Raw genomic sequence first — 21,251 nt, 5'->3', positions numbered from 1 at the left:
GACACCGGTCGATCCGCGAGGGTGGCGACCGATCGAGGAGGGCCTCCAGCGTCGCTTGTTGGACATGGTCTTCTGGTAGGAGATGGACTCCGCCGACGGGCACTACGGCAGGCCGCCCGGGCTGTCGCGGCTGCGACGGCCACGATCCCCCCCGATTCCGACATGTTTCTGTGGGTCGCCACCGGGGGCTCAGGGCTGAGGGGAGTGAATGTCCTGCTCGGTGACCTCGGGGAGCGCCGCGGCGATCGTCTTGGTTGCTCGCCGATGGTCGCTGTCGGCCTGGATCGAGGCGTTCTTGGGCGCTGCTACCAGGGAGAACAGGTCCCGCAGGGTCTCCTCCATCGCGTCGCGGTCCGCGAGGTCGCGCGCTGACCGCAGGCACTCCGTCCGGGGCGGAGCGCAGATGTGCACGAGGCCCCAGGTGACGCGGTCGAACCCGAGTCGCGCAGGGCGACGGCACGAGCCAGCCGCCACACCGCTGAGGTGCCTCGCGATGTGGTAGCGCTCGATCACGCCTCGTTCCCGCCAGGACGACGACCCTTGGTGGTGTGGTGGGCCGCCTCGGCCGCGTCGAACTGGCCAGCCGCCCCCCGGCGCCCCAGGTCGTCGAGCGCGCGCCGCCGCACGCCGTCGTCGGGCGACGTAGTCGGCGAGGGCGCGGTTCACGGTGTCCTCCTTGGTGACGGCGCCCGTCAGGCGCATGGCCTCGGCGAGGAGGTCGTCATCGACATCGATCTTGATCATGCTCATCCGGGTCTCCCGGTGCCGAGAGGTGAGGATTCGAACGGGGGCGAGCCGAGGTCGGGAGGAGAACGACGTGGCGGGTGGTCCGGGAGTTCGGACCACCCGCCACGTGCGAGTGAGGATCAGGCCGACGGGTGGGACGCGCCCGGCACCCGGCTCGCGGCCGCCCGGTCGAGCAGCCACAGGGTGCGCCGCCGGCCGCGCGCGCCCGCCGCCGGGATCTCGACCTCGTCGGCCCCGCCGAGGGCCATCGCGACCGGTCCCGCCTTGGTGGTGCCCGTGGTCAGCAGCCACACCTCGGCCGACTGCCGGATGGCCGGCAGCGTCAACGAGACCCGGGTGGGCGGCGGCTTCGGGCAGTCGCGCACCGCCACCACCGTCCGCTCGGCCTCGTGCACGGCGGGGGAGTCGGGGAAGATCGAGGCGGTGTGCCCCTCCTCGCCGACCCCGAGCAGGCAGACGTCGAACGTCGGCACCCCGCCGTGGTCACCCGGCCCCGCCACCGAGGCCAGCACCTCGGCGTAGGCCGCGGCCGCCGCGTCCGGGTCGTCCCCGAACCGGCCGTCGGAGGCCGCCACCGCGTGCACCCGCGCCGGGTCCACCGGCACGTGGTCCAGGAACGCCTCCCTGGCCTGCGTCTCGTTCCGGTCGGGGTGCCCGGCGGGCAGGAACCGCTCGTCGCCCCAGAAGAGGTCGACGCGCGACCAGTCCACCGCGTCCCGCGCCGGCGAGTCCCTGAGCTGCTCCAGCACCGCGATCCCCGTTCGGCCGCCGGTCAGCACCAGCGACGCCGCGCCGCGCGCGGCCTGGGCGTCGACCAGCGTGGTCACCAGCCGGGCCGCCACCGCCGCCGCCAGCAGCTCGGGGGTCTCGTGCACCACGACCTGGGGCTGGCTCATCGCTGGGCCCCGCTCGCCTTCTTGCCGGAGCGCTTGGCCGGCTTCGGCGCCGCCTTGCCCCGGCCCGCGGACTTCTCCGAGGTGGACTTCGCCCCGGACTTGGCGGACTTCCGCTCCGCCTTGCCGGCCGAGGCCGCCGGGGCGGAGGCCGTGGCCTTCGCCGACGTCGCGGTCGACGCCGCCGCCGCGACGGCCCGACGGGACTTCCCGGCCGCCTTCGGCTTCGCCGCGCCCGCCTTGGGCGTGGTCTTCGCGGCGGCCTTCGCCGCGCCCCGGTCCGCCGGCCTGCTGATCGTGCGGGCCTGCTTGACCTTCGGCAGCGCCCGCAGCGTCGCGTCGTAGACCTCGTCGGGGTCCAGCCGGCGCAGCTCCTCGATCAGGCAGTCCCGGTTCTCCCTGCGCTGGAGCGCCACCCGGCGCGGCGGCTGGCCCGGCTGGGTCAGCGTGCCCACGCTGCCGTCCGGACGCGACAGCTCCACCGCACCGGACTTGCGTTCCAGCACCACCGAGTGCATGCCCTCGCCCGCCGGCGTCTTCCGCCGGCTGACCGGGATGTCCAGGTAGGCGGCGAGCCAGCCGGCCAGCAGGTCGGTGGACGGGGAGTCGGCCCCGCCGGTCACCGTCGCCGAGGTCACCTTCTCGAAGGGCGGCAGGTCCAGCGCGGAGGCCAGCAGCGCCCGCCACGTGGTGAGCCGGGTCCACGCCAGGTCGGTGTCGCCCTCGGCGTAGGAGTCGCGCCGCGTCTCCAGCGCCTTGATCGGGTTCTTCTCGGCGGCGGCGTCGGTGATCCGCCGCGTCGCCAGTCGCCCGATCGGGTCCTCCGACGGCACGGCGGGCGCGTTGCCCGGCCACCACGCCACCACCGGGGCGTCCGGCAGCAGCAGCGGCACCACGCAGCTCGCGCCCTCGTCGGCCAGCGGGCCGTAGAGCCGGAGCACGATCACCTCGCTGGCCCCGGCGTCGCCGCCGACCCGGATCTGCGCGTCCAGCCGGGCGGCGGCCTTGCGCGGACCCCTGGCGACCACGATCACCCGGCAGGGGTGCTCGCGGCTCGCCTCGTTGGCCGCGTCCACGGCCGCCTCGGTCTGCTCGCCGTCGTCGGTGACGATCACCAGGGTGAGCACCCGGCCCAGCGCGACCGCGCCACCCTGGTCGCGCAGCTCGACCAGCTTCTTGTTGACCTGCGAGGTCGTCGTCGCTGGCAGATCAATGATCACGGTCGCCTCCTGTGCCATGCGGGACACCCGCACCCGGTCGTCGACCGTGAGCGGAAGAGAAGAGCGTCGCTCACGGTCGCCTCCAGTGCCTTGCGGGACACCCGCACCCGGTCGTCGACCGTGAGCGGAAGAGAAGAGCGTCGCTCACGGTCGCCTCCAGTGCCTGCCAGTCCTGGCCATCATCGCGTCAGCCGACTCAGGCCCCCAGGTGCCCGCCCGGTAGGGCTCGGGCGTGCCCTGCTCGGCCCAGAACCGCAGCACCGGGTCGAGGATCTGCCACGACAGCTCGACCTCCTCGTTCACCGGGAACAGGGAGGGCTCGCCGAGCAACACGTCCAGCAGCAGCCGCTCGTAGGCCTCCGGCGAGCTCTCGGTGAACGCGTGCCCGTAGCCGAAGTCCATCGTGACGTCGCGGACCTCCATGGCCGCGCCCGGCACCTTCGAGCCGAACCGCATCGTCACGCCCTCGTCCGGCTGCACCCGGATCACCAGGGCGTTCTGCCCCAGCTCCTCGGTCATCGTGGCGTCGAACGGCAGGTGCGGCGCCCGCTTGAACACCACGGCGATCTCGGTGACCCTCCGGCCGAGCCGCTTGCCCGTGCGCAGGTAGAACGGCACGCCCGCCCAGCGCCGGGTGTTCACCTCACAGGTGATGGCGGCGAAGGTCTCCGTGGTGGAGCCGGGCGCGATGCCCTCCTCCTCCAGGTAGCCCAGCACCTTCTGGCCGCCCTGCCAGCCGCCGGTGTACTGGCCGTACGCCGTGGTCTGGTCGAACGGGCCCACCGGCTTGGTCGCCGACAGCACCTTGATCTTCTCCGCCCGCAGCGCCCTCGGGTGGAAGGAGCCCGGCTCCTCCATCGCCATCAGCGCCAGGAGCTGGAGCAGGTGGTTCTGGATCACGTCGCGCGCCGCGCCGATGCCGTCGTAGTAGCCGGCCCTGCCGCCGATGCCGATGTCCTCGGCCATCGTGATCTGCACGTGGTCCACGTAGTGCGCGTTCCACAGCGGCTCGAAGAGCTGGTTGGCGAAGCGCAGCGCCAGGATGTTCTGGACCGTCTCCTTGCCGAGGTAGTGGTCGATGCGGAACACCGACTCCTCGGGGAAGACCTCGTTGACCACCCGGTTGAGGTCGCGGGCGCTGGCCAGGTCGTGCCCGAACGGCTTCTCGATCACGACCCGGCGCCACTGGTCCGGACCCTGGTCGGTGAGGCCGGAGCGGGCGAGCTGCTCGGAGACCACCGGGAAGAACGACGGGGGGATCGACAGGTAGAAGGCGTGGTTGCCGCCCGTTCCCCGCTCCTCGTCCAGCTCCTTGACGGTGGCCGCGAGCGTGTCGAACGCGGCGGGGTCGTCGAAGGTGCCGGGGACGAACCGGAAGCCCTCCGCCAGCCGGTCCCACACCGCCTGCCGGAAGGGGGTGCGCGCGTGCTGCCGCACCGCCTCGTACACCACCTGCCCGAAGTCCTGGTCGGCCCAGTCCCTGCGGGCGAAGCCGACCAGGCCGAAGCCCGGCGGCAGCAGCCCCCGGTTCGCCAGGTCGTACACCGCCGGCATCAACTTCTTGCGGGACAGGTCGCCGGTCACCCCGAAGATCACCAGGCCGCACGGCCCGGCGATCCGGGGCAACCGCTTGTCCCGCTCGTCCCGGAGCGGGTTGCGCCAGGCAGCCTGTGTCACGCCTTGACCTCCTGCACAGCCTTGATGAGGTGGGACAGGCCGGCGACCCGGTCGGTCAGGTGCAGGCGCAGCACGGGACGGCCGTGCTCGGCCAGGACCTGGCCGTCGCCGAGGGCCTGCGCCCGCTGGAGCTCGCCGAGCGTGTACGGCCGGCCCGGCACCGGCAGGTCCTCGTCGACCCCGCCGGTGACCTGGAGGAACACGCCGTTCTGGTGGCCGCCCTTGTGGTACTGCCCTGTGGAGTGCAGGAACCGCGGCCCCCACCCGAAGGTGGTCTGCACCCCGGAACGGCGCGCCAGCTCACGCCGCAGCAGCGAGGCCGAGGCGTCGTCGAGGCGGTCCAGGTAGGCCTGCACGGCCACGTAGCCGTGGTCCGGCGTGGCCGCGAGCAGCGCGCGCAACGCGTCGGCCACGCTGGCCACCCCGGGGGACAGCCAGGAGCCGCCGGAGGCGTAGATCTCGACGGGTCCGTCGACCGCGGTCGGGGTGACCACGGGGCCGGCCGGCGACGGCGCGTCCAGCAGCGCCCGGGCGGCCTTCTTCGCGGCCTCCACGTCCGGCTGGTCGAACGGGTTGATCCCGAGCAGCCGGCCGACCATGGCGGTCGCGTACTCCCACAGCAGGAACAGCCCGCCGAGCGTCCCGGTGGTGGTGATCCGCGCGCCGCCCTGGGCGGGGCCGAGCGCGACCGGGGTCGCGTCGTCGGCCGCGTCGGCGAAGCCCGGCGCGTCCGGACCCTCCACCGCCACCGGCAGCAGGCCGGTGCCCTGCTTGCCGGTGGACTCGGCGATGAGCTGCTCGGCCCAGTCGGGGAAGCCGGTGATGCCCGAGCCCGTGTCGGCGAGCACGACCTTCTCCGCGCCCCTGGCGTGGGCCGCGCCGAGCGCCGCCGCCAGCCGGACCGCCGGGTTGGCGGCGTCGTCGGCGGCCAGCGCGGGCGCCGCGGCCGCGGCGTCGTCGAGCAGCCCGGCGATGTCGGCGCCGGCCAGCCCCGCGGGGACCAGGCCGAACGCGGTCAGCGCCGAGTAGCGGCCGCCGACGTGCGGGTCGGCGAGGAACACCTTGCGGTACCCGGACTCCTCGGCCAGCGCCGCCAGCGGCGAGCCGGGGTCGGTCACCACGACGATGCGCGAGGCTGCATCGATTCCGTCTTGCGCGAAGGCGCGCTCGAAGATCCGGCGGTGGCTGTCGGTCTCGACGGTCGAGCCGGACTTCGACGACACCACGAGCACGGTGCGCCGCAGGTCGCCGGACAGCGCGTCGGCGACCTGGCCGGGGTCGGTCGTGTCGAGCACGACCAGCGGCACGCCGGCGGTCGCGCAGATGACCTCGGGGGCCAGGGAGGAGCCGCCCATGCCGGCCAGCACGACCCGGTCGACGCCCTCGGCCCGCAGCTCGGCGGTCAGGGCCTCGATCTCGGCCAGCAGCGGCCGGGAGGTCTCGTGCAGCGTGGTCCACGACAGGCGGATCGAGGCCTCCGGCTCGGCCTCGGGTCCCCAGAGGGTGGCGTCCTGGGCGGTCAGCCTGCTGGCGACCCGCTCGCCGACCAACTGGTCGGCGAGCGGGGACGCGTCAGCAGCGAGTCCACTGTGGACAATGTCGACCGCCACGGCGGCCCCGGCGTCGGCGCCCGACCCCGACGAGCGGATCTCGTTGCTCATCCGATCAGCCCCTCGTCCGGTCGAGCTGCTCGGTCACCGTCTCCAGAAGCTCGGCCCAGGACTTCTCGAACTTCTCCACGCCCTCGCGCTCCAGCACCGCGAACACGTCGTCGAAGTCGATCCCGGCCTCGGTCAGCGCGTCGAAGACCTCCTGGGCCGCCTCGCCCCGGCCGGTCACCGTGTCCCCGGTGATCTCGCCGTGGTCGGCGACGGCCAGCAGCGTCTTCTCCGGCATGGTGTTCACCACGCCCGGCGCCACCAGCTCGTCCACGTACCGGGTGTCGGAGTAGGCGGGGTCCTTCACGCCGGTGGAGGCCCACAGCGGCCGCTGCGGCCGGGCGCCGGCGCCGGCCAGCTCCCGCCACCGCTCACCGCCGAAGACCTCCTCGTACGCGGCGTAGGCCAGCCGGGCGTTGGCGATCGCGGCCTGGCCGCGCAGCGCCTCCGCCTCCGGCGTGCCCAGCTCGCCGATCCGCCGGTCGACCTCGGTGTCCACCCTGGACACGAAGAACGAGGCGACCGAGGCGATCTGGGACAGGTCGCGGCCCTTGCTCCTGGCCTGCTCCAGGCCGTCGAGGAACGCGTCCATGACCGCGCGGTACCGCTCGACGGAGAAGATCAGCGTGACGTTGACGCTGATCCCCTCGGCCAGCACCCGGGTGATCGCCGGCAGGCCGGCGACCGTGGCCGGGATCTTCACCATCAGGTTCGGCCGGTCGACCGTCTTCCACAGCTCGAGGGCCTCGGCCACCGTGCCCTCGGTGTCGTGCGCCAGCCTCGGGTCCACCTCGATGGACACCCGGCCGTCCAGCCCGTTGGTCCGCTCCCACGTGGCGCGGAACAGGTCGCAGGCGTTGCGCACGTCGGTCGTGGTGATCTCGCGCACGGCCTGGTCCACCGAGGCGCCCCTGGCGGCCAGCTCGCGCACCTGCGGGTCGTAGGACTCGCCCTTGGACAGGGCGGCCGCGAAGATCGTCGGGTTGGTGGTCACCCCGACCACGTGCTGGTCGCGCACCAGCGCGGCCAGGTTGCCCGACTCCAGCCGCTCCCTGGACAGGTCGTCGAGCCAGATCGAGACACCGGCCTCGCTCAGCGCGGCCAGTCGGTTGTTGCTCACGTCAGTCCTCCCTCACGCCTCGCGGGTCCGGCCCAGGCTCCGCCGGGCCGCGTCGACGACGGCCTCGGTGGTGAGCCCGAACTCGCGGTACAGGGTCTGGTAGTCGGCAGAGGCGCCGAAGTGGTCGATGGACACCGTCTCGCCGGCGTCGCCGACGAAGCGGTGCCACGGCATGGCGATGCCGGCCTCCACCGACACACGTGCCCGGACCGACGACGGCAAAACCTGCTCCCGGTAGGTCTCGTCCTGGGCGTCGAACCACTCCACGCACGGCATCGAGACCACACGAGCGGCAACGCCCTCGTCGGCCAGAACCTTCCTGGCCTCGACCGCGATCTGCACCTCGGAGCCGGTGGCGATGAGGATCACGTCCGGCCGGCCGTTCTCGGCGTCGGCCAGCACGTAGCCGCCCCTGGCCACGCCCTCCGGGTCGGTGCCCTCCAGGATCGGCACGTTCTGCCGGGTCAGCGCGAGGCCGGCCGGGGCGTCGGTGCGCTGGAGGATCGCCTTCCACGCCGCGGCGGTCTCGTTGGCGTCCGCCGGGCGCACCACGGACAGGCCGGGGATGCCCCGCAGCGCCGCCAGGTGCTCGATCGGCTGGTGCGTGGGGCCGTCCTCGCCGAGGCCGATCGAGTCGTGCGTCCACACGTAGACGACCGGGGCCTTCATCAGCGCGGCCAGCCGCACCGCGGGACGCATGTAGTCGCTGAACACCAGGAAGGTGCCGCCGTACGGGCGGGTGCCGCCGTGCAGCGCGATGCCGTTGAGGATCGCGCCCATCGCGTGCTCGCGGACGCCGAAGTGCAGCGTCCTGCCGTACGGGTTGGCCTGCCACTGGCTGGTGGAGATCTCCTCGGGGCCGAACGAGTCGGCGCCCTTGATCGTGGTGTTGTTGCTCTCCGCCAGGTCGGCCGAGCCGCCCCACAGCTCCGGCAGCACCTCGCCGAGCGCGGACAGCACCTCGCCCGACGCCTTGCGGGTGGCCATGCCCTTGGCGTCCGGCTCCCAGCTCGGCAGCTTGCTCTCCCAGCCGTCGGGCAGGGCGCGCTTGCTCAGCCGCTCCAGCAGCGCGCAGCGCTCCGGGTTGGCCTTCGCCCAGGCGTCGAACGCCTTCTGCCACTCGGCGTGGGCGGCCTTGCCCCGCTCGACGACGCCCCTGGCGTGCGCCAGCACGTCGTCGTCGACCTGGAAGGTGCGCCGCGGGTCGAAGCCGAGGATCTCCTTGATCCGGGCGATCTCGTCCTCGCCCAGCGCGGAGCCGTGCGACTTGCCGGTGTTCATCTTCGTCGGCGCGGGGTAGGCGATCACCGTCCGCAGGATGATGATCGACGGCCGTTCGGTCTCGGCCTTGGCCGCCTCCAGCGCGTCGAGGATGCCGACGACGTTCTCGCCGCCGTCCACGTGCTGGACGTGCCAGCCGTAGGCCTCGTAGCGCCTGCCCACGTCCTCGCCGAGCGCGATCCGGGTGTCGTCCTCGATGGAGATCCGGTTGTCGTCGTAGATGACGACCAGGTTGCCCAGCTTCTGCACGCCGGCGATGGACGACGCCTCGGAGGTCACGCCCTCCTCGATGTCGCCGTCGGAGGCGATCACGTAGATGTGGTGGTCGAACGGGCTCTCACCCGGCGCCGCCTCGGGGTCGTACAGGCCGCGCTCGCGGCGGGCGGCCATCGCCATGCCGACCGCGGAGGACAGGCCCTGGCCCAGCGGACCCGTGGTGATCTCGATCCCCGGCGCGTGCCAGTACTCCGGGTGGCCGGGGGTCTTGGAACCCCACGTGCGCAGCGCCTTGATGTCCTCCAGCTCCAGGCCGTAGCCGCACAGGTAGAGCTGGAGGTACAGGGTGAGGCTGGTGTGCCCGGCGGAGAGGATGAACCGGTCACGGCCGATCCACTCCGGGTCGGACGGGTCGTGCCGCATGACGCGCTGGAACAGCGCGTAGGCCGCCGGCGCGAGGCTCATCGCGGTGCCGGGGTGACCGTTGCCCACCTTCTGCACGGCGTCGGCGGCGAGCACCCGGATGGTGTCGACCGCGCGCCGGTCCAGCTCGGACCAGTCGGCCGGCAGGCTGGGGGTGGTCAGACGGGTGAGTTCGTCGGTGACGGACACGGACGCAGCTCCCACTTCACTTGATCGCGGGGGGCGTGAACGGCGTACGAGGGGATGTCGTCGTCCGGCCCTTCCCGCTGGTTCTCCCTCGTCCGCGGGTCAGCCTAGTCCGGGTCCGCTGATCGCGTGATCCGCACGCCACCACCCAGCCGGGGCGAAGCACCCCGGCGGGTGGACGGTTGAGTAGTGCGACTACCATTCGTCACGGCCCGATGTCCAGGGTCGACACCCGAACCGACGAGGAGTCCCATGCCGCCGGTGAGCGCTGCGCGGGGGGCGCTGTGAGCACCGCCGTCGAGCTGCCCACAGCCTCCCGAGCCCGCAGCCTGGGCGATCTGCTCCGGGCGTACGTGGGGCTGATCAAGCCACGGGTCATCGAGCTGCTGCTGGTGACCACCATCCCCGCGATGTTGTTGGCCCAGCGCGGACTTCCGCCGCTCGGGACCTTCTTCGCCACCCTGGTGGGCGGGATTATGGCGGCCGGCAGCGCGAACGCGTTGAACTGTGTCGCCGACGCCGATATCGACTCGGTGATGAAACGCACGAAGGTGCGGCCATTGCCGAAACACAGCGTGAGCACGCGCCACGCGTTGGTGTTCGGACTGGTGCTCGGCGTCGCGTCGTTCCTGTTCCTGTGGGGGACCACGAACCTGCTGGCCGGCGTGCTGGCCGTGGCCACGATCCTGTTCTACGTCCTGATCTACACCCTGGTGCTGAAGCGCCGGACGGCGCAGAACGTGGTGTGGGGCGGCGCGGCCGGCTGCATGCCGGTGGTGATCGGCTGGTCCGCGGTCACCGGCACCGTGGAGTGGCCGGCCCTGGTGATGTTCGGCATCGTCTTCTTCTGGACCCCGCCGCACACCTGGGCGCTGGCCACCAAGTTCAAGGACGACTACCGCAGGGCCGGCGTGCCGATGCTGCCGGTGGTCGCCGCGCCCGACCGGGTGACTCGCCAGATCGTGTTGTACACGTGGGCGACCGTGCTGTGGTCCCTGCTGCTGGTCCCGGCGACGAGCTGGCTGTACGCGGTGTCCGCGGTGCTGGCCGGCGCCTGGTTCCTCGTGGTGGCCCACCGCCTGCACACCGCGACCAAGCGCGGGCGCAAGGCCAACCCGATGAAGTTGTTCCACCTGTCGAACACCTACCTGATGCTGGTGTGCGTCGGGCTGTCGGTGGACTCGGTGCTCGGCTGGCCGGCGCTCGGCTGGCCGTTCTGAGGTCCGGTCCCGGCGAGAGGGGTCCGGCCCGCCGATCGGACCTGTGAGAGCCAACACCACGGGGGCCTTCCGTCATCTGACGGAAGGCCCCCGTGGTGTTTTTCCCGCGCGGACCGTGTTCGTTGACGCCGTTCGGTGTCGGCTCAGCGCTGGGTTCGCCGATCGACGCCGATCGATGTCTGTCGATGTCTGTCGATGTCGATCGGTGTGCCGGCCAGCGCTGTTCAACGCTGTTCAGCGCTGCTCAGCGGGGGAGGAGCAGGAGCTTGCCCGTCGTGCGCCGCCCCTGAAGGTCCTCGTGCGCGGTGCGCGCCTCGCCCAGCGGGTAGCGGTGCCCGATGTGGATGGTCAGCGAGCCCTCCGCGATCGCCCGGAACACGTCACCGGCCCGCCAGGTCAGCTCCTCCCTGGTGGCCACGTGGTCGGCCAGGGTCGGCCTGGTCAGGAACACCGACCCCGCGCGGTTGAGCCGCTGCGGGTCCACCGGCGGCACCGGCCCGCTGGCCGCGCCGAACAACGCCAGCACACCCCGACGCCGCAGGCTCGCCAGGCTCGCGTCGAAGGTGGTCGCCCCGACCCCGTCGTACACGACGGGCACGCCCTCGCCGTCGGTCAGCCGCCGCACCTCGGCGGCCAGCTCCTCCCCGCCGCCCAACTCGGTGTACCGGATCACCTCGTCCGCGCCGGCCTCGCGGGCCAGCCGCTCCTTCTCCTCGGTCGAGACGGTGCCGATCACCCGTCCGCCCAGCGCCTTCACCATCTGCGTCAGCGCCAGCCCCATGCCCCCGGCGGCGGCGTGCACGAGCACCGTGTCGCCCTCACGCACCGGATAGGTGGAGTGAGTCAGGTAGTGCGCGGTCATGCCCTGCAACAGCGCCCCGGCCGCGACCTCGATGTCCACGCCGTCGGGCACGGCGACCGCGTCGCGCACCGGCACCACCGCCCGCTCCGCGTAGCTGCCGAGGGTGTTGCCCCACGCGACCCGGTCGCCCACGGCGAACTCCGTCACGCCCTCGCCCACCGCGAGGACACGGCCCGCGCCCTCCAGCCCGAGCGTGACCGGCAGGGGGAGCGGGTAGGCGCCCGTCCGCTGGTAGGTGTCGATGTAGTTGACCCCGGAGGCCGCCACCTCGACGAGCAGCTCGCCGGCCCCCGGCGTCGGCTCGTCGACGTCCTCCTGCTGGAGAACCTCGGGACCACCATGGGACCGCACCACCACCGCCCGCATCGGACCTCCTCCTGGTCGTGATCTCTGCTCGTCGATCTCGCTCGCGCCAACGACGGCCCGTCCCGCGCTTGTTCCCGCCAGCGGCCGTCGGCCGGTGGTCGGATTCCCTCCGACGCCGCGAAGGACCGCGGGTTAGGCTCGCGCTCGTGTCTGATCAGACTCCTGCCAGCCAGAGCGTGGTCGCTCCCCCCTCGGCGGTGAACGCGGCCCGCCGGTTCGTCGCCGAGCACGGCAAGACCGGTCGCGCGGTCGTCCAGTACCTGGGCCGCAAGGGGGCCCGCGTCACCATGGTCGGCGAGGACGGCGCCCTCGGCGACGTCGTGGTGAAGGACGTGGCCACGGGCGAGGCCGTGGTCGCCGCCGTGGAGGGGCTGGAGCTGACCGGCTGGGACCGCGAGACCACGGCCCAGGTCCGGATCGGTCCGGCGCACCGGCACCGGATGGCCGGCCGATGAGCCGTCCCCGCGTGCTGCTGGCCACCTGCGCGGCGATGCCCGACTCCGACAAGGACGACGTCGGCGTGCTGCCGGCGTTGGCCGAGGTCGGCGTCGACGCGGCGTTCGCGCCGTGGGACGACCCCTCGGCCGACTTCGCAGGGGCCGACCTGGTCGTGCTCCGCGCGACCTGGGACTACACCCTGCGCCGCAAGGAGTTCCTCGCCTGGTGCGACGCGGTGCCCCGGCTGGCCAACCGGGCCGACCTCGTGCGCTGGAACACCGACAAGTCCTACCTGGCCGACCTCGCGTCCGACGGCCTCGCGGTCGTGCCGACCGAGCTGGTCCCGCCGGGGGCTGTCCCTGACTGGCCCGACGTCGACGTGGTGGTGAAGCCGGCCGTGGGCGCCGGCTCGCACGGCGCGCGCCGGTTCGCCCCCGACCAGCGGGAGGAGGCCGCGAGTCACCTCGCGGACCTGCACACCGACGGCGGCGTGGCGCTCGTGCAGCCCTACCAGCCGGCCGTGGACGCCGAGGGGGAGACCGCGCTGGTCTACCTCGGCGGGGTCTACTCGCACTCGTTCCACAAGGGACCGATGCTGGGCAACAGGGTCGACCCGTCCGGCCTGTTCCTGGCGGAGCGGTTGGGGCCGACCACGCCGACGGCGGAGCAGCGGGTGCTGGCCGAGGACACGCTGGACGCGGTGTGCGCCCGGTTCGGGATGCGCCGCAACGAGCTGGTGTACGCCAGGGTCGACGTGCTGCGCGGGGCGGACGGCCGGCAGCTCCTGCTGGAGCTGGAGCTGACCGAGCCCTCGCTGGGCTTCCGGCAGACCGGGCCGGAGGCCCCGGCCCGGTTCGCGTCGGCGGTGCGGTCCGCGCTGGCCGCTCGCTGAGCGCTTGTCGTCAGTGGAGGTGAGGGCTGTCGCGTGACAGCCCTCACCCGGACTGGGCTCCCGAGGACGCGGGGCTCTGGCCTCCGGCGGGAGCCGGGGGCGCGGGATCGCCGGGCGTCGGCTGGAGGCCGGTGGTGTCTGCCGGGATCTGCACGGCGGGCGCGGGTGCGGCCGGGGACTCCGGTGTGGCCGCTGGCGGCTGCGCGTCGGGTGTGACCGGGGTCGGTGTGGGCACGGGGGCGGCGGCGCTGGCCGGGGCCTGCGCCGCCCCGCCCTCCGGCTGGGCGTCCGGCGTCCCACCGCCGGGCGTCGCCCCTGTCGCGTCCGAAGTGGACGGATCAGGCGTCGGCTGGGACTGGTCGGTCAGGCCCTGTTCCTGCGGCGCGTGCTCCGCCTGCGCGGACTGCGCCTGGTCCGACTGGGCGTGCTCGGGCTGGGCGTGCTCGGGCTGGACTTGTTCGAACTGGTCCTGATCAGCGTGGGTCTGGCCGGATTGGTCCTGGTCGGCCGGCGCCTGCTCGGACCCGACCTGCTCGGGCGCCGGGGCCTCCGAGGAGGGCGTGGCCTCCTGCTGTCCGGCCGGCGCGGGCTCCGGCTTCGGCCCCAGGTCGTCCTTGTCCACATAGGACGAGTCCTGCAACTCCAGGAAGGTCTTCTCCTGCCGCCCCTTCGCCCACGCGTTGCAGCGGACCCAGCCCTCGTCGTCCGGGCAGAACCCCCCGCTGACGGTGCGCGTGGTGCGTTCGACGCACCCCTCGTGGTAGCCGTCGACCAGGTACACGTTGTTGCGGTCGATCTCGACGTAGCGCACCGTGTCCGGCCCCATGGTGACGCACTCGGGCCGCGCCTGCGCCGAGGGCGCCACGAGCAGCGCGGGCGCGACGGCCAGGCCCGCCGCGACCACGGCCGGGAGCTTCCCCCTCATCAATCTCCTCCGATCCTGTCTGAGCCAGACACGGATCGGACGGCTCGGTCCTGTTCTTGAGGAGCCGACCGGAACTCCCACACGAAGGGGCGGTCACGTCCCGGATGGGGAGTACACGTCGCCCTCGTGTGCACAGTGCGTAGGCCCGCCGAAGGCGGTCCGAGCGCGCCGTGTGGCCTCCTCCGGTGACAGGGACGGGCCGACGTGGGTGACGACGAGGCGTCCAACCCCGGCCCGTCGCGCGGTGGCGCCGGCGTCCTCCGGAGTGCAGTGCCAGCGCGGCTCGTCCGAGGGCCACGTGCTGGAGTCGGCCTCGCAGAGCAGCAGGTCCGCGTCCCGCGCGAGGTCGTCCAACGCGGGGCACGGTCCGGTGTCGCCCGAGTAGGCAAGGCTGTGGCCGCCGTGCTCCGCGCGCAGCCCGAACGCCGGCAGGCCGTGCTCGACCGCCCGGCTGGTCAGCCGCAGGCCACCCAGGGTGACCTCGTGCCCGTCGTGCAGTTCGTGCACCTCGAACACCCGGCTCATCGGGTTGGGCTCGCCGCTGGCCAGGAAGGCCTCCATGCGCTCGGCCCAGCCGGGCGGCCCGAGAACGGGGATCGGCGCGGTGGGGGACAGGTCGGCGAAGGCCAGGGCGTAGTACGCGGACAGCAGGTCGGCGGTGTGGTCGGCGTGCGTGTGCGACAGCCAGATCGCCGAGAGCTGGTCCGGCCGGACGTGGCGTTGCAGGTTGGCCAGGGTGCCCGGACCCGCGTCCACCCAGACGCGGATGTCGTCGGCCCGGAGCAGGTAGCCGGAGCAGGCCCGGTCCGGTCGTGGGTAGGGCGTCCCGGCACCGAGGACCACCAGTTCCATGCCCACCCCACAGTGCCACCCAGAAGACTGAGTGAGGGAGGGTAACCACGCCGTCCACGGCTTGTCGATCGAGACCACCCGGCTCGGCGCGCGCCGGCCGCATCACCTCGCGCGACCCCGCCACCACGCCCAGAGCCCCACGCCCCGGACCTTCCACCCCAGGTCAGCCCCCACCCGCCCTGAGGGGCGAGCCATCAAGCCCAATCTTGGCGCTGACCTGCTCTGACTACAGTCTGCGCAGGTCAGAGGGTATGTGAGAACGGCCACAGGCGGCCGGTGATGGCACGTGACGGCCATACCTGATCCCCTGTGATCCCACGGGATTTGGGGCGGCGGGGGTCACTGGTCGGGTTGCCACTGCACACAGGTGGGGCGTGCGCCACCGGTGGTGACGAACTCGTGCACGGCCTTGCATACGTCGGCTAGCGGTAGCTCGGCGTTGCCGGGGACCTGGCGGACGTGGCCCATGTAGTCGTAAGTCAGCGGTTCGTTCGTGGCGGTGGTGTTGTTGGTGGTGACGTAAGAGCCCGTGGCGTCGGTGTAGGTGAGGATGCCTCGGTCGGTGTTGATCCCAACGTGCAGCACGGCCCAGCCGTCCGGGTCACGACGGGAGAGCTGCATCAGGGGTGGTACCTGCATGGCCGCCCGATCGTGGGCTAGGCGGTCCAGGAAGGCGTCCGCGTCGGCGGTGGTGGTCACGGCAATTGGTTCGTGGTCGTTGTCCGGGTCGTACCACGCTCTTAGCGCCACCACGGCTTCGCTCCTCCGGTGAACCGCTTGCGGTAGTTCGGGGCGTGCACGGTCAGGGAGTATCCCTCGGGGAGGATGACCGGTAACAGCTCATCGCAGCTTGGGTCACCCTTGCAGGGGCGATTGTTGATCACGACTGTGAGGTGGCGCATCCTCGGGTCGGTTCTGCCCTTGTCCCGCATGAGCGCGGCTAGCTTCAGTTCCACGTCGTCGGCGGCGCGGGCGGGAAGCCAGGGGCACCCTTCGGCCTTCAAGATGTCGTTGACTCGGTTCGACCACTCGTCCCGACCGCTGACGATCGGGTGGGCCGTGCCGTCCGGCGCGATCCACCGGCCGTGCGTCTTCTGCCCGCTGCCTCGCACCACGGGCGGCGGCAGCTCGGCGCGGAGCTGTTCGACTCGGTCCCGGCTGGGAGTTGCGGGCTCGGGGACGGATGGGCGGGCCGGTGAGGGGGTCGGGCGGCTGGTGTCCCCAGGTGCTGGGGCGGCGTGGCCGGGACCGTCTGTGCCCAGGCTGTTCAGGTAGTGCTCTAGGTGGTTCTCAGCTTCCGCCGTGGTGCGGTAAGCGTCATCGATGCCAGAGCGGCCAGTGCCAGGATTCCTAGGACTTGCTGGGCTTCCGGGTCGTACGAGCCTTGTACGGCGTGGGCGAGGTACTGGGTGGCCTGGTCCAGCGACTCAGCGGCGTGCTGCATGCCCTGTCGAGCCTCCCTGAGCTTCCCGAGCACAGTCCGTAACGACGCGATGACCTCACCCAACGTGGAAACGCTGTGTCCCTCCCTTGATCACGTCGGGTGATCGTAGGTTCTGCGCGCGCCGTCCCGGCAGCCCGAGCGGACTACCGGGACGGCGTGTGGTCCGTTGGCGCCAGGTGTTTCACCGTGCGCGTCCATCACCCTCTTGAGCTGTAGGCGGACGGGGCCAGGAACAGACCGGGTGGCACCACCAAGTCATGACCGGAACCGGGCAGCCACAACCCCGAGGGCGCGCGTTTGGCCAGCCGGGGTGCTCCCGGCTCATGTGGCTTCGGCAGCTCCAACAGGGCGCGGATCGCGGACAGCGCGTTCCCGTCGTAGCTCCACACCACTTCGTCCGCGCCCGGTCGGGAGTTCATCACAGCGCGGGCCGCCGCCGCGTCGCGCTCGCCGTGAATGTGAATGCAGTCGTAATACTCCGACCATCCGTAGGACCCGATAATGACGCTCACGGCGCCTTGTCGGTCCCGAAGGTGCTGGAAGCGAAAACCGCGCTGGATGAGCGCGTTCAACCCCTCGTCAACGTTGTTCACTGGCTAACCTCGCGTGTCGACAGGACTGGGCGGCACATAGGGGCGAGGGGACAGCCAGCGAAAGGGTTGACAGCACCAGGAAGACAGCTCCCAGTCGACCGGTCACGCGCCGCCCGATCACAGGCTCAGCCCGATCACAGGCTCAGCCCGATCACAGGCTCAACCCGATCACAGGCTCAACCCGATCGCGGAGCCGGCCTGATCACAGAACCGCTCGACCGCAGAAACCCCGACCGCAGAGGCGCTCCAGTCCATTCACAGTGGCAACCAGATCACAGAGGCAGCCCGGTGCGGAGCCGCGGTAGGAGTCCTTTCGCCAGTAGCTCCTCCCGAGGTCGCCGCACCCCATCACCTGATCCGAAGGCGAACTCGCTCCCGCGAAGGCGAAGGCGAAGGCCGCTGACCGTGAGGGGATTCGTCAGGAGCTTGTCACTCGACGATCAGGGCATCGAGACATGCGCCCCGTGTCCTGTTGATCACACGAGACACTCTGGTTAGTCTGCGGTTTCAGTGCGAACTGAAACAGAAAGGGGTGGCCATGGCGCGGGAGGACCTGCTGGCGTCCTGGGTGGAGCACTTCGCCATGACCTTCGAGCGGGACGGACTCCCGCTCATCGCCGGCCGTATCCTCGGGTACCTGCTGATCTGCAACCCGCCCGAGCGCACCGCGGCCGAGCTGTCCGCAGCGCTGGAGGCGAGCAGCGGGTCGATCAGCACCAACCTGCGGCTGCTCGGCGGCTACGGCCTGGTGCGCAAGCAGACCCGCAGGGGCCGGCTCGCCGCCCTGTACCGGGTGGACGAGCAGCGGTGGGTGGACTTCGTGCAGGGCCGGCTGGAGGCGATCGCGGGCGTCCGCGAACTCACCGCCGGCGGGCTGCGCCTGATGTCCGGCGACCCCGAGCGGGCCGAGCGGCTCCGCGTGGTCGACGAGGTCTACGCCTCGCTGTCCGGCGCTCTCGACGACCTCCGGCGGCGGCTCCAGCACACCCGCGACGCCCAGCGCTCCTGACCCAGCGGCCCAGCGGCCCAGCGACCTCAGCGGGGTCGACCCGGTCATCGACCCGGCGCCTCACTCCGACGCGCCACGCCCCCGCACACGGCCAAGGGCTGGGCACCCGAGGCGAAGGTGGTCAGATGACCGAGGTGATCAGACCGTGGAGGTGACCGGGGACCCGGCCTTCGCTCCCTCGGCCGGGGCCACCGCCGCGGCGGGCAGGGGGCCGTAGTCCCGGGTGGCCGTCCAGAGCGCCGCCGTCGCGACGGTCACCAGACCCGCGCCGAGCACGTGGATCGAGGCCAGCACCTCGGGCACCCCCGTCCAGTACTGGACCATGCCGAGCACGCCCTGGGCGAGCACCACCGCGATCAACGTCCAGAACCGCGACCAGATCCGCCGGTCCACGCCGGCGGCGCGCAGGCCGAAGCCCAGGCCGACGAGCACGCCGAGGTACAGGAAGAGCAGGTCGGCGTGTACCTGGGCGAGTGAGGCGATGGGCAGGTCGAGCCGGGGCGTCCGCGCGTCGCCCGAGTGCGGGCCGGCCGAGGTCACCAGGGTGCCCGCGACCAGCAGCGCGGCCAACACGCCCGCGTTGAACACCTGAAGACCGCGCAGGGGGCGCGGCACGAGCGGCCGTACCGGCCCGTCGCCCTCGCCGACCGCCCGCACCAGGAGCACGGCCAGCCACACGAGGACCATCGAGACCAGGAAGTGCACCGCGACCGACCACCAGGCCAGTCCGGTCAGCACCGTGAACCCGCCGATCACGGCCTGCGCCACGACGCCGGCGGGCATGCTCGCCGCCAGCCACACCAGCCGCCGGCGCCGCGGGCGCACGAGCAGCGCGGCGACCAGGCAGGCGGCGCCGACGAAGCCGACCACGCCGGTGAGCAGGCGGTTGGAGAACTCCACCCACTGGTTGAAGGTCGCGAACTCGGGGTGCGCGACCGGCGTGAGGCTGCCGGGGAAGCACTGCGGCCAGGTCGGGCAGCCGAGCCCGGAGCCGGTCACCCTGACCACGGAGCCGGTCACCGCGATCCCCGCCTGGGTGACCACCGCGGCGACGGCGAGGGCGCGTTGCACGGCGACTGACGGGGTGGGCAGGCGGGAGAACCAGGAGAAGGCTGGCACGACGGCGATGCTAGGTGGTGTGCCTACATGTCGGCCCGGCGGGTCGTCCCCAGTGCGGCCCCGGTCACGCCCTCGCCGGACGGAGCGGGAGGCCGTCCCTCCGGGTCGGGCGAGGGCGAATTCCGCAGACCCCGAGACCCGCACACCCCGAGACCCCGCAAGGCCCCCGAGACCCGGCACCCGGCAAGGCCCCCGAGACCCGGCAAGGCCCCGAGGACGCACATCCGCACGCCTTGAGGACCCCACGAGCGCCGCGGACCCCGCGACGCGAGGCGTCAGGTGAGTCGGGTGGTGCGGGTGGCGGCCAGGCCGGCGACCACGGTCCAGCCCACCAGCACGGCCAGCGGCTGCCAACCGGGGAACGCGCCGTCGACGAGTGCCGTGCGCAGGCCCTCGGCGAGCGCGCTCGACGGCAGCAACTGGACCACGGCGGCCAGGCCGCCGGGCAGCGAGCTGAGCGGCACGACGATGCCGCCGGCCAGCAGCAGCACGAACCACACCGTGTTGGCCAGCGCGAGCACGATCTCCGCGCGCAATGCGCCGCCGAGCAACACGCCCAGCGCGCCGAAGGCGAGCCCGCCGAGCAGCACGAACAGCAACGCCCAGCCGATGCCGGCGAGCGCGGGCGACCAGCCGAGCAGCGCCGCGACCACGCCGATCACCACGAGCTGCACCGCGACCACCAGCAGGTTGGCCAGCACGCGGCCGGCGACCAGCAGCCAGCGGGGCAACGCCGTGGCCGCGAGCCGCTTGAGCACGCCGTAGCGGCGGTCGAAGCCCAACGCGATGGCCTGTCCGGTGAAGGTCGTGGACATCACCGCGAGCGCGACCACGCGCGGGGTCACCGAGTCGACCCTCGGGGCCGGCAGCGGCAGCACGTCGAGCACGCTCAGCCCGACCAGCAGCGCCAGCGGGATGAGCATCGTGAGCAGCACCTGCTCGCCGTTGCGCAGGGTCAGCAGTGCCTCGGTGCGCGTGTGGGCGGCGAGCATGCTGAGCAGGCGGCCCCGGCCGGGGGCGGGCCGGAACGTGCCGGCGGCGAACCGCGGTCCGGTCGGACCGGAGGCGTCCGTGAGCGACACGGTCATCCCTTCCTGCTCGTGGCTGTGTGTCCCCGCCGGTGTCGTCCCCGTGCCGCGGGGCCGTCCTGTCCCGCGTCGCGGCGGGTCACGGGCGCAGCTCCCGGCCGGTCAGCTCCAGGAAGACGTCCTCCAGGCTGCGCCGGGCGACCTGGAGTTCGCTGGCGAGCACGCCGTGCTGGGCGCACCACGCGGTCACGGTGGACACCACCTGCGGGTCGATGTCCCCGGTCACCAGGTACGAGCCGGGGCGCGGCTCGACGGCGTGGCAGCCCTCGGGCAGCGCCTTCAGCAGCAGGTCGAGGTCGAGCCCGGACCGGGCGCGGAACCGGAGCTGCCCCTCGGCCCGGTCGCTGGTGAGCGCCTCGGGCGTGCCCTCGGCGACGACCCTGCCGTGGTCGACGATCACCACGTGGTCGGCCAGCGTCTCGGCCTCGTCCATCAGGTGCGTGGTGAGCAGCACCGAGACGCCGTCGGCGCGCAGCGCGGACACCACGTCCCACACCGTGCGCCGGGCCTGCGGGTCCATGCCGGCCGTCGGCTCGTCGAGGAACACCAGCTCGGGCCGACCGACCAGGGCGCAGGCCAGGGACAGGCGTTGCTGTTGGCCGCCGGACAGCCGTTTGAACGGGGTGCGTCGGGCGCCGGTGAGCCCGAGCACGTCCAGCAGCCAGTCGACGTCGAGCGGGTTGGCCGCGCACGCGGCGACCAGGCGCAGCATCTCGTCGGCCCGGACCCCGGGGTAGGCGCCGCCGCCCTGCGGCATCACGCCGACCCTCGGCCGCAGCCGCTCGGCGTCGGCGACCGGGTCCATCCCGAGCACCCGGACCCGTCCGCCGTCGGGGCGCAGGAAGCCCTCGCACACCTCGACGGTGGTGGTCTTCCCCGCGCCGTTGGGGCCGAGCAACGCGAGCACCTGGCCGCGCTCCAGTCGGAGGTCGACGCCGTTCACGGCGGTCGTCGACCCGTAGCGCTTGACCAGCCCGGACACCTCGACTGCTGGTGACGGATCGGCGTTCGGGCTCACGGCG

20 protein-coding genes are annotated in these 21,251 nt (G+C 72.6%); 4 read left to right on the top strand and 16 right to left on the bottom strand.

Going from position 1 to position 21,251, the window contains the following annotated elements; genetic code table 11:
- Positions 1-189: 189 nt before the first annotated feature.
- The 7 genes from LX15_RS11390 to tkt form a co-directional block, all read right to left on the bottom strand.
- Positions 190-750 (bottom strand): type II toxin-antitoxin system VapB family antitoxin, encoded by a 561-nt coding sequence (locus LX15_RS11390; RefSeq protein WP_253669502.1) that lies wholly within the window; start codon positions 748-750, stop codon positions 190-192.
- Positions 751-866: 116 nt separating this feature from the next.
- Positions 867-1,643 (bottom strand): 6-phosphogluconolactonase, encoded by a 777-nt coding sequence (gene pgl, locus LX15_RS11385; RefSeq protein WP_253669501.1) that lies wholly within the window; start codon positions 1,641-1,643, stop codon positions 867-869.
- The gene (gene opcA, locus LX15_RS11380; protein ID WP_253669549.1) at positions 1,640-2,860 is read right to left on the bottom strand and encodes a glucose-6-phosphate dehydrogenase assembly protein OpcA; all 1,221 of its coding nucleotides are present in this window, start codon (positions 2,858-2,860) and stop codon (positions 1,640-1,642) included. Before opcA ends, pgl begins: the two co-directional genes overlap by 4 nt.
- A 144-nt stretch (positions 2,861-3,004) precedes the next feature.
- Positions 3,005-4,537 carry a glucose-6-phosphate dehydrogenase gene (gene zwf, locus LX15_RS11375; RefSeq protein WP_253669500.1) on the bottom strand — a complete coding sequence of 511 codons (1,533 nt, stop codon included), beginning with the start codon at positions 4,535-4,537 and terminating at the stop codon, positions 3,005-3,007.
- Positions 4,534-6,198 (bottom strand): phosphoglucose isomerase-related protein, encoded by a 1,665-nt coding sequence (locus tag LX15_RS11370; protein ID WP_253669499.1) that lies wholly within the window; start codon positions 6,196-6,198, stop codon positions 4,534-4,536. Before LX15_RS11370 ends, zwf begins: the two co-directional genes overlap by 4 nt.
- Positions 6,199-6,202: 4 nt before the next feature.
- Positions 6,203-7,315: a transaldolase gene (gene tal, locus LX15_RS11365; RefSeq protein WP_253669498.1), complete on the bottom strand. Its 1,113-nt coding sequence runs from the start codon at positions 7,313-7,315 to the stop codon at positions 6,203-6,205.
- Positions 7,316-7,327: 12 nt separating this feature from the next.
- Positions 7,328-9,424: a transketolase gene (gene tkt / locus LX15_RS11360; RefSeq protein ID WP_253669497.1), complete on the bottom strand. Its 2,097-nt coding sequence runs from the start codon at positions 9,422-9,424 to the stop codon at positions 7,328-7,330.
- A 212-nt stretch (positions 9,425-9,636) separates the two neighbouring features.
- On the opposite strand from tkt, the gene LX15_RS11355 reads away from it, so the two are divergent.
- Positions 9,637-10,641, top strand: a complete 1,005-nt coding sequence (locus LX15_RS11355) for a heme o synthase (RefSeq protein WP_253669496.1) — start codon at positions 9,637-9,639, stop codon at positions 10,639-10,641.
- A 244-nt stretch (positions 10,642-10,885) separates the two neighbouring features.
- On the opposite strand, the gene LX15_RS11350 is transcribed toward LX15_RS11355, so the two are convergent.
- Entirely contained in the window at positions 10,886-11,869 is a 984-nt protein-coding gene (locus tag LX15_RS11350) for a quinone oxidoreductase family protein (protein WP_253669495.1), read from the bottom strand.
- A gap of 146 nt (positions 11,870-12,015) precedes the next feature.
- Here LX15_RS11350 and LX15_RS11345 point away from each other — a divergent pair, with 146 nt between their 5' ends.
- Positions 12,016-12,324: a hypothetical protein gene (locus LX15_RS11345; RefSeq protein WP_253669494.1), complete on the top strand. Its 309-nt coding sequence runs from the start codon at positions 12,016-12,018 to the stop codon at positions 12,322-12,324.
- Positions 12,321-13,199 carry an ATP-grasp domain-containing protein gene (locus LX15_RS11340; protein WP_253669493.1) on the top strand — a complete coding sequence of 293 codons (879 nt, stop codon included), beginning with the start codon at positions 12,321-12,323 and terminating at the stop codon, positions 13,197-13,199. Before LX15_RS11345 ends, LX15_RS11340 begins: the two co-directional genes overlap by 4 nt.
- Before the next feature lie 43 nt (positions 13,200-13,242).
- Here the strand turns inward: LX15_RS11340 and LX15_RS11335 are convergent, their stop codons facing one another.
- The 5 genes from LX15_RS11335 to LX15_RS11315 form a co-directional block, all read right to left on the bottom strand.
- A complete protein-coding gene (locus tag LX15_RS11335) occupies positions 13,243-14,124 on the bottom strand; it encodes a hypothetical protein (protein ID WP_253669492.1) in 882 nt (293 codons plus the stop codon).
- 93 nt (positions 14,125-14,217) lie between these two features.
- A complete protein-coding gene (locus tag LX15_RS11330; RefSeq protein ID WP_253669491.1) occupies positions 14,218-14,976 on the bottom strand; it encodes an MBL fold metallo-hydrolase in 759 nt (252 codons plus the stop codon).
- A 339-nt stretch (positions 14,977-15,315) separates the two neighbouring features.
- Positions 15,316-15,729: an Imm1 family immunity protein gene (locus tag LX15_RS11325; RefSeq protein WP_253669490.1), complete on the bottom strand. Its 414-nt coding sequence runs from the start codon at positions 15,727-15,729 to the stop codon at positions 15,316-15,318.
- Complete coding sequence (locus LX15_RS11320) at positions 15,717-16,091, bottom strand: DddA-like double-stranded DNA deaminase toxin (protein WP_253669489.1); 375 nt, start codon at positions 16,089-16,091, stop codon at positions 15,717-15,719. The genes LX15_RS11325 and LX15_RS11320 overlap by 13 nt, the downstream gene beginning before the upstream one ends.
- A 526-nt stretch (positions 16,092-16,617) precedes the next feature.
- Positions 16,618-17,013: a hypothetical protein gene (locus tag LX15_RS11315; protein WP_253669488.1), complete on the bottom strand. Its 396-nt coding sequence runs from the start codon at positions 17,011-17,013 to the stop codon at positions 16,618-16,620.
- 538 nt (positions 17,014-17,551) lie between these two features.
- Here LX15_RS11315 and LX15_RS11310 point away from each other — a divergent pair.
- Positions 17,552-18,022 carry a GbsR/MarR family transcriptional regulator gene (locus tag LX15_RS11310; protein ID WP_253669487.1) on the top strand — a complete coding sequence of 157 codons (471 nt, stop codon included), beginning with the start codon at positions 17,552-17,554 and terminating at the stop codon, positions 18,020-18,022.
- A 138-nt stretch (positions 18,023-18,160) separates the two neighbouring features.
- Here the strand turns inward: LX15_RS11310 and LX15_RS11305 are convergent, their stop codons facing one another.
- The 3 genes from LX15_RS11305 to LX15_RS11295 form a co-directional block, all read right to left on the bottom strand.
- Positions 18,161-19,141 carry a COX15/CtaA family protein gene (locus LX15_RS11305; protein WP_253669486.1) on the bottom strand — a complete coding sequence of 327 codons (981 nt, stop codon included), beginning with the start codon at positions 19,139-19,141 and terminating at the stop codon, positions 18,161-18,163.
- A 275-nt stretch (positions 19,142-19,416) separates the two neighbouring features.
- Positions 19,417-20,229, bottom strand: a complete 813-nt coding sequence (locus tag LX15_RS11300) for an ABC transporter permease (protein ID WP_253669485.1) — start codon at positions 20,227-20,229, stop codon at positions 19,417-19,419.
- A 79-nt stretch (positions 20,230-20,308) separates the two neighbouring features.
- A complete protein-coding gene (locus tag LX15_RS11295; protein WP_253669484.1) occupies positions 20,309-21,247 on the bottom strand; it encodes an ABC transporter ATP-binding protein in 939 nt (312 codons plus the stop codon).
- Between the last annotated feature and the right edge of the window lie 4 nt (positions 21,248-21,251).

Origin of the sequence: Streptoalloteichus tenebrarius (assembly GCF_024171885.1) — a bacterium.
Lineage (GTDB): Bacteria > Actinomycetota > Actinomycetes > Mycobacteriales > Pseudonocardiaceae > Streptoalloteichus > Streptoalloteichus tenebrarius.
This window is presented reverse-complemented; position numbering and strand designations above follow the sequence as displayed.

Coding starts and splice junctions, on each gene's coding strand:
- LX15_RS11390 (WP_253669502.1), bottom strand. CDS start 750: ATGAGCATGATCAAGATCGATGTCGATGACGACCTCCTCGCCGAGGCC.
- pgl (WP_253669501.1), bottom strand. CDS start 1,643: ATGAGCCAGCCCCAGGTCGTGGTGCACGAGACCCCCGAGCTGCTGGCG.
- LX15_RS11370 (WP_253669499.1), bottom strand. CDS start 6,198: ATGAGCAACGAGATCCGCTCGTCGGGGTCGGGCGCCGACGCCGGGGCC.
- LX15_RS11355 (WP_253669496.1), top strand. CDS start 9,637: ATGTCCAGGGTCGACACCCGAACCGACGAGGAGTCCCATGCCGCCGGT.
- LX15_RS11350 (WP_253669495.1), bottom strand. CDS start 11,869: ATGCGGGCGGTGGTGGTGCGGTCCCATGGTGGTCCCGAGGTTCTCCAG.
- LX15_RS11340 (WP_253669493.1), top strand. CDS start 12,321: ATGAGCCGTCCCCGCGTGCTGCTGGCCACCTGCGCGGCGATGCCCGAC.
- LX15_RS11335 (WP_253669492.1), bottom strand. CDS start 14,124: ATGAGGGGGAAGCTCCCGGCCGTGGTCGCGGCGGGCCTGGCCGTCGCG.
- LX15_RS11330 (WP_253669491.1), bottom strand. CDS start 14,976: ATGGAACTGGTGGTCCTCGGTGCCGGGACGCCCTACCCACGACCGGAC.
- LX15_RS11310 (WP_253669487.1), top strand. CDS start 17,552: ATGGCGCGGGAGGACCTGCTGGCGTCCTGGGTGGAGCACTTCGCCATG.
- LX15_RS11300 (WP_253669485.1), bottom strand. CDS start 20,229: ATGACCGTGTCGCTCACGGACGCCTCCGGTCCGACCGGACCGCGGTTC.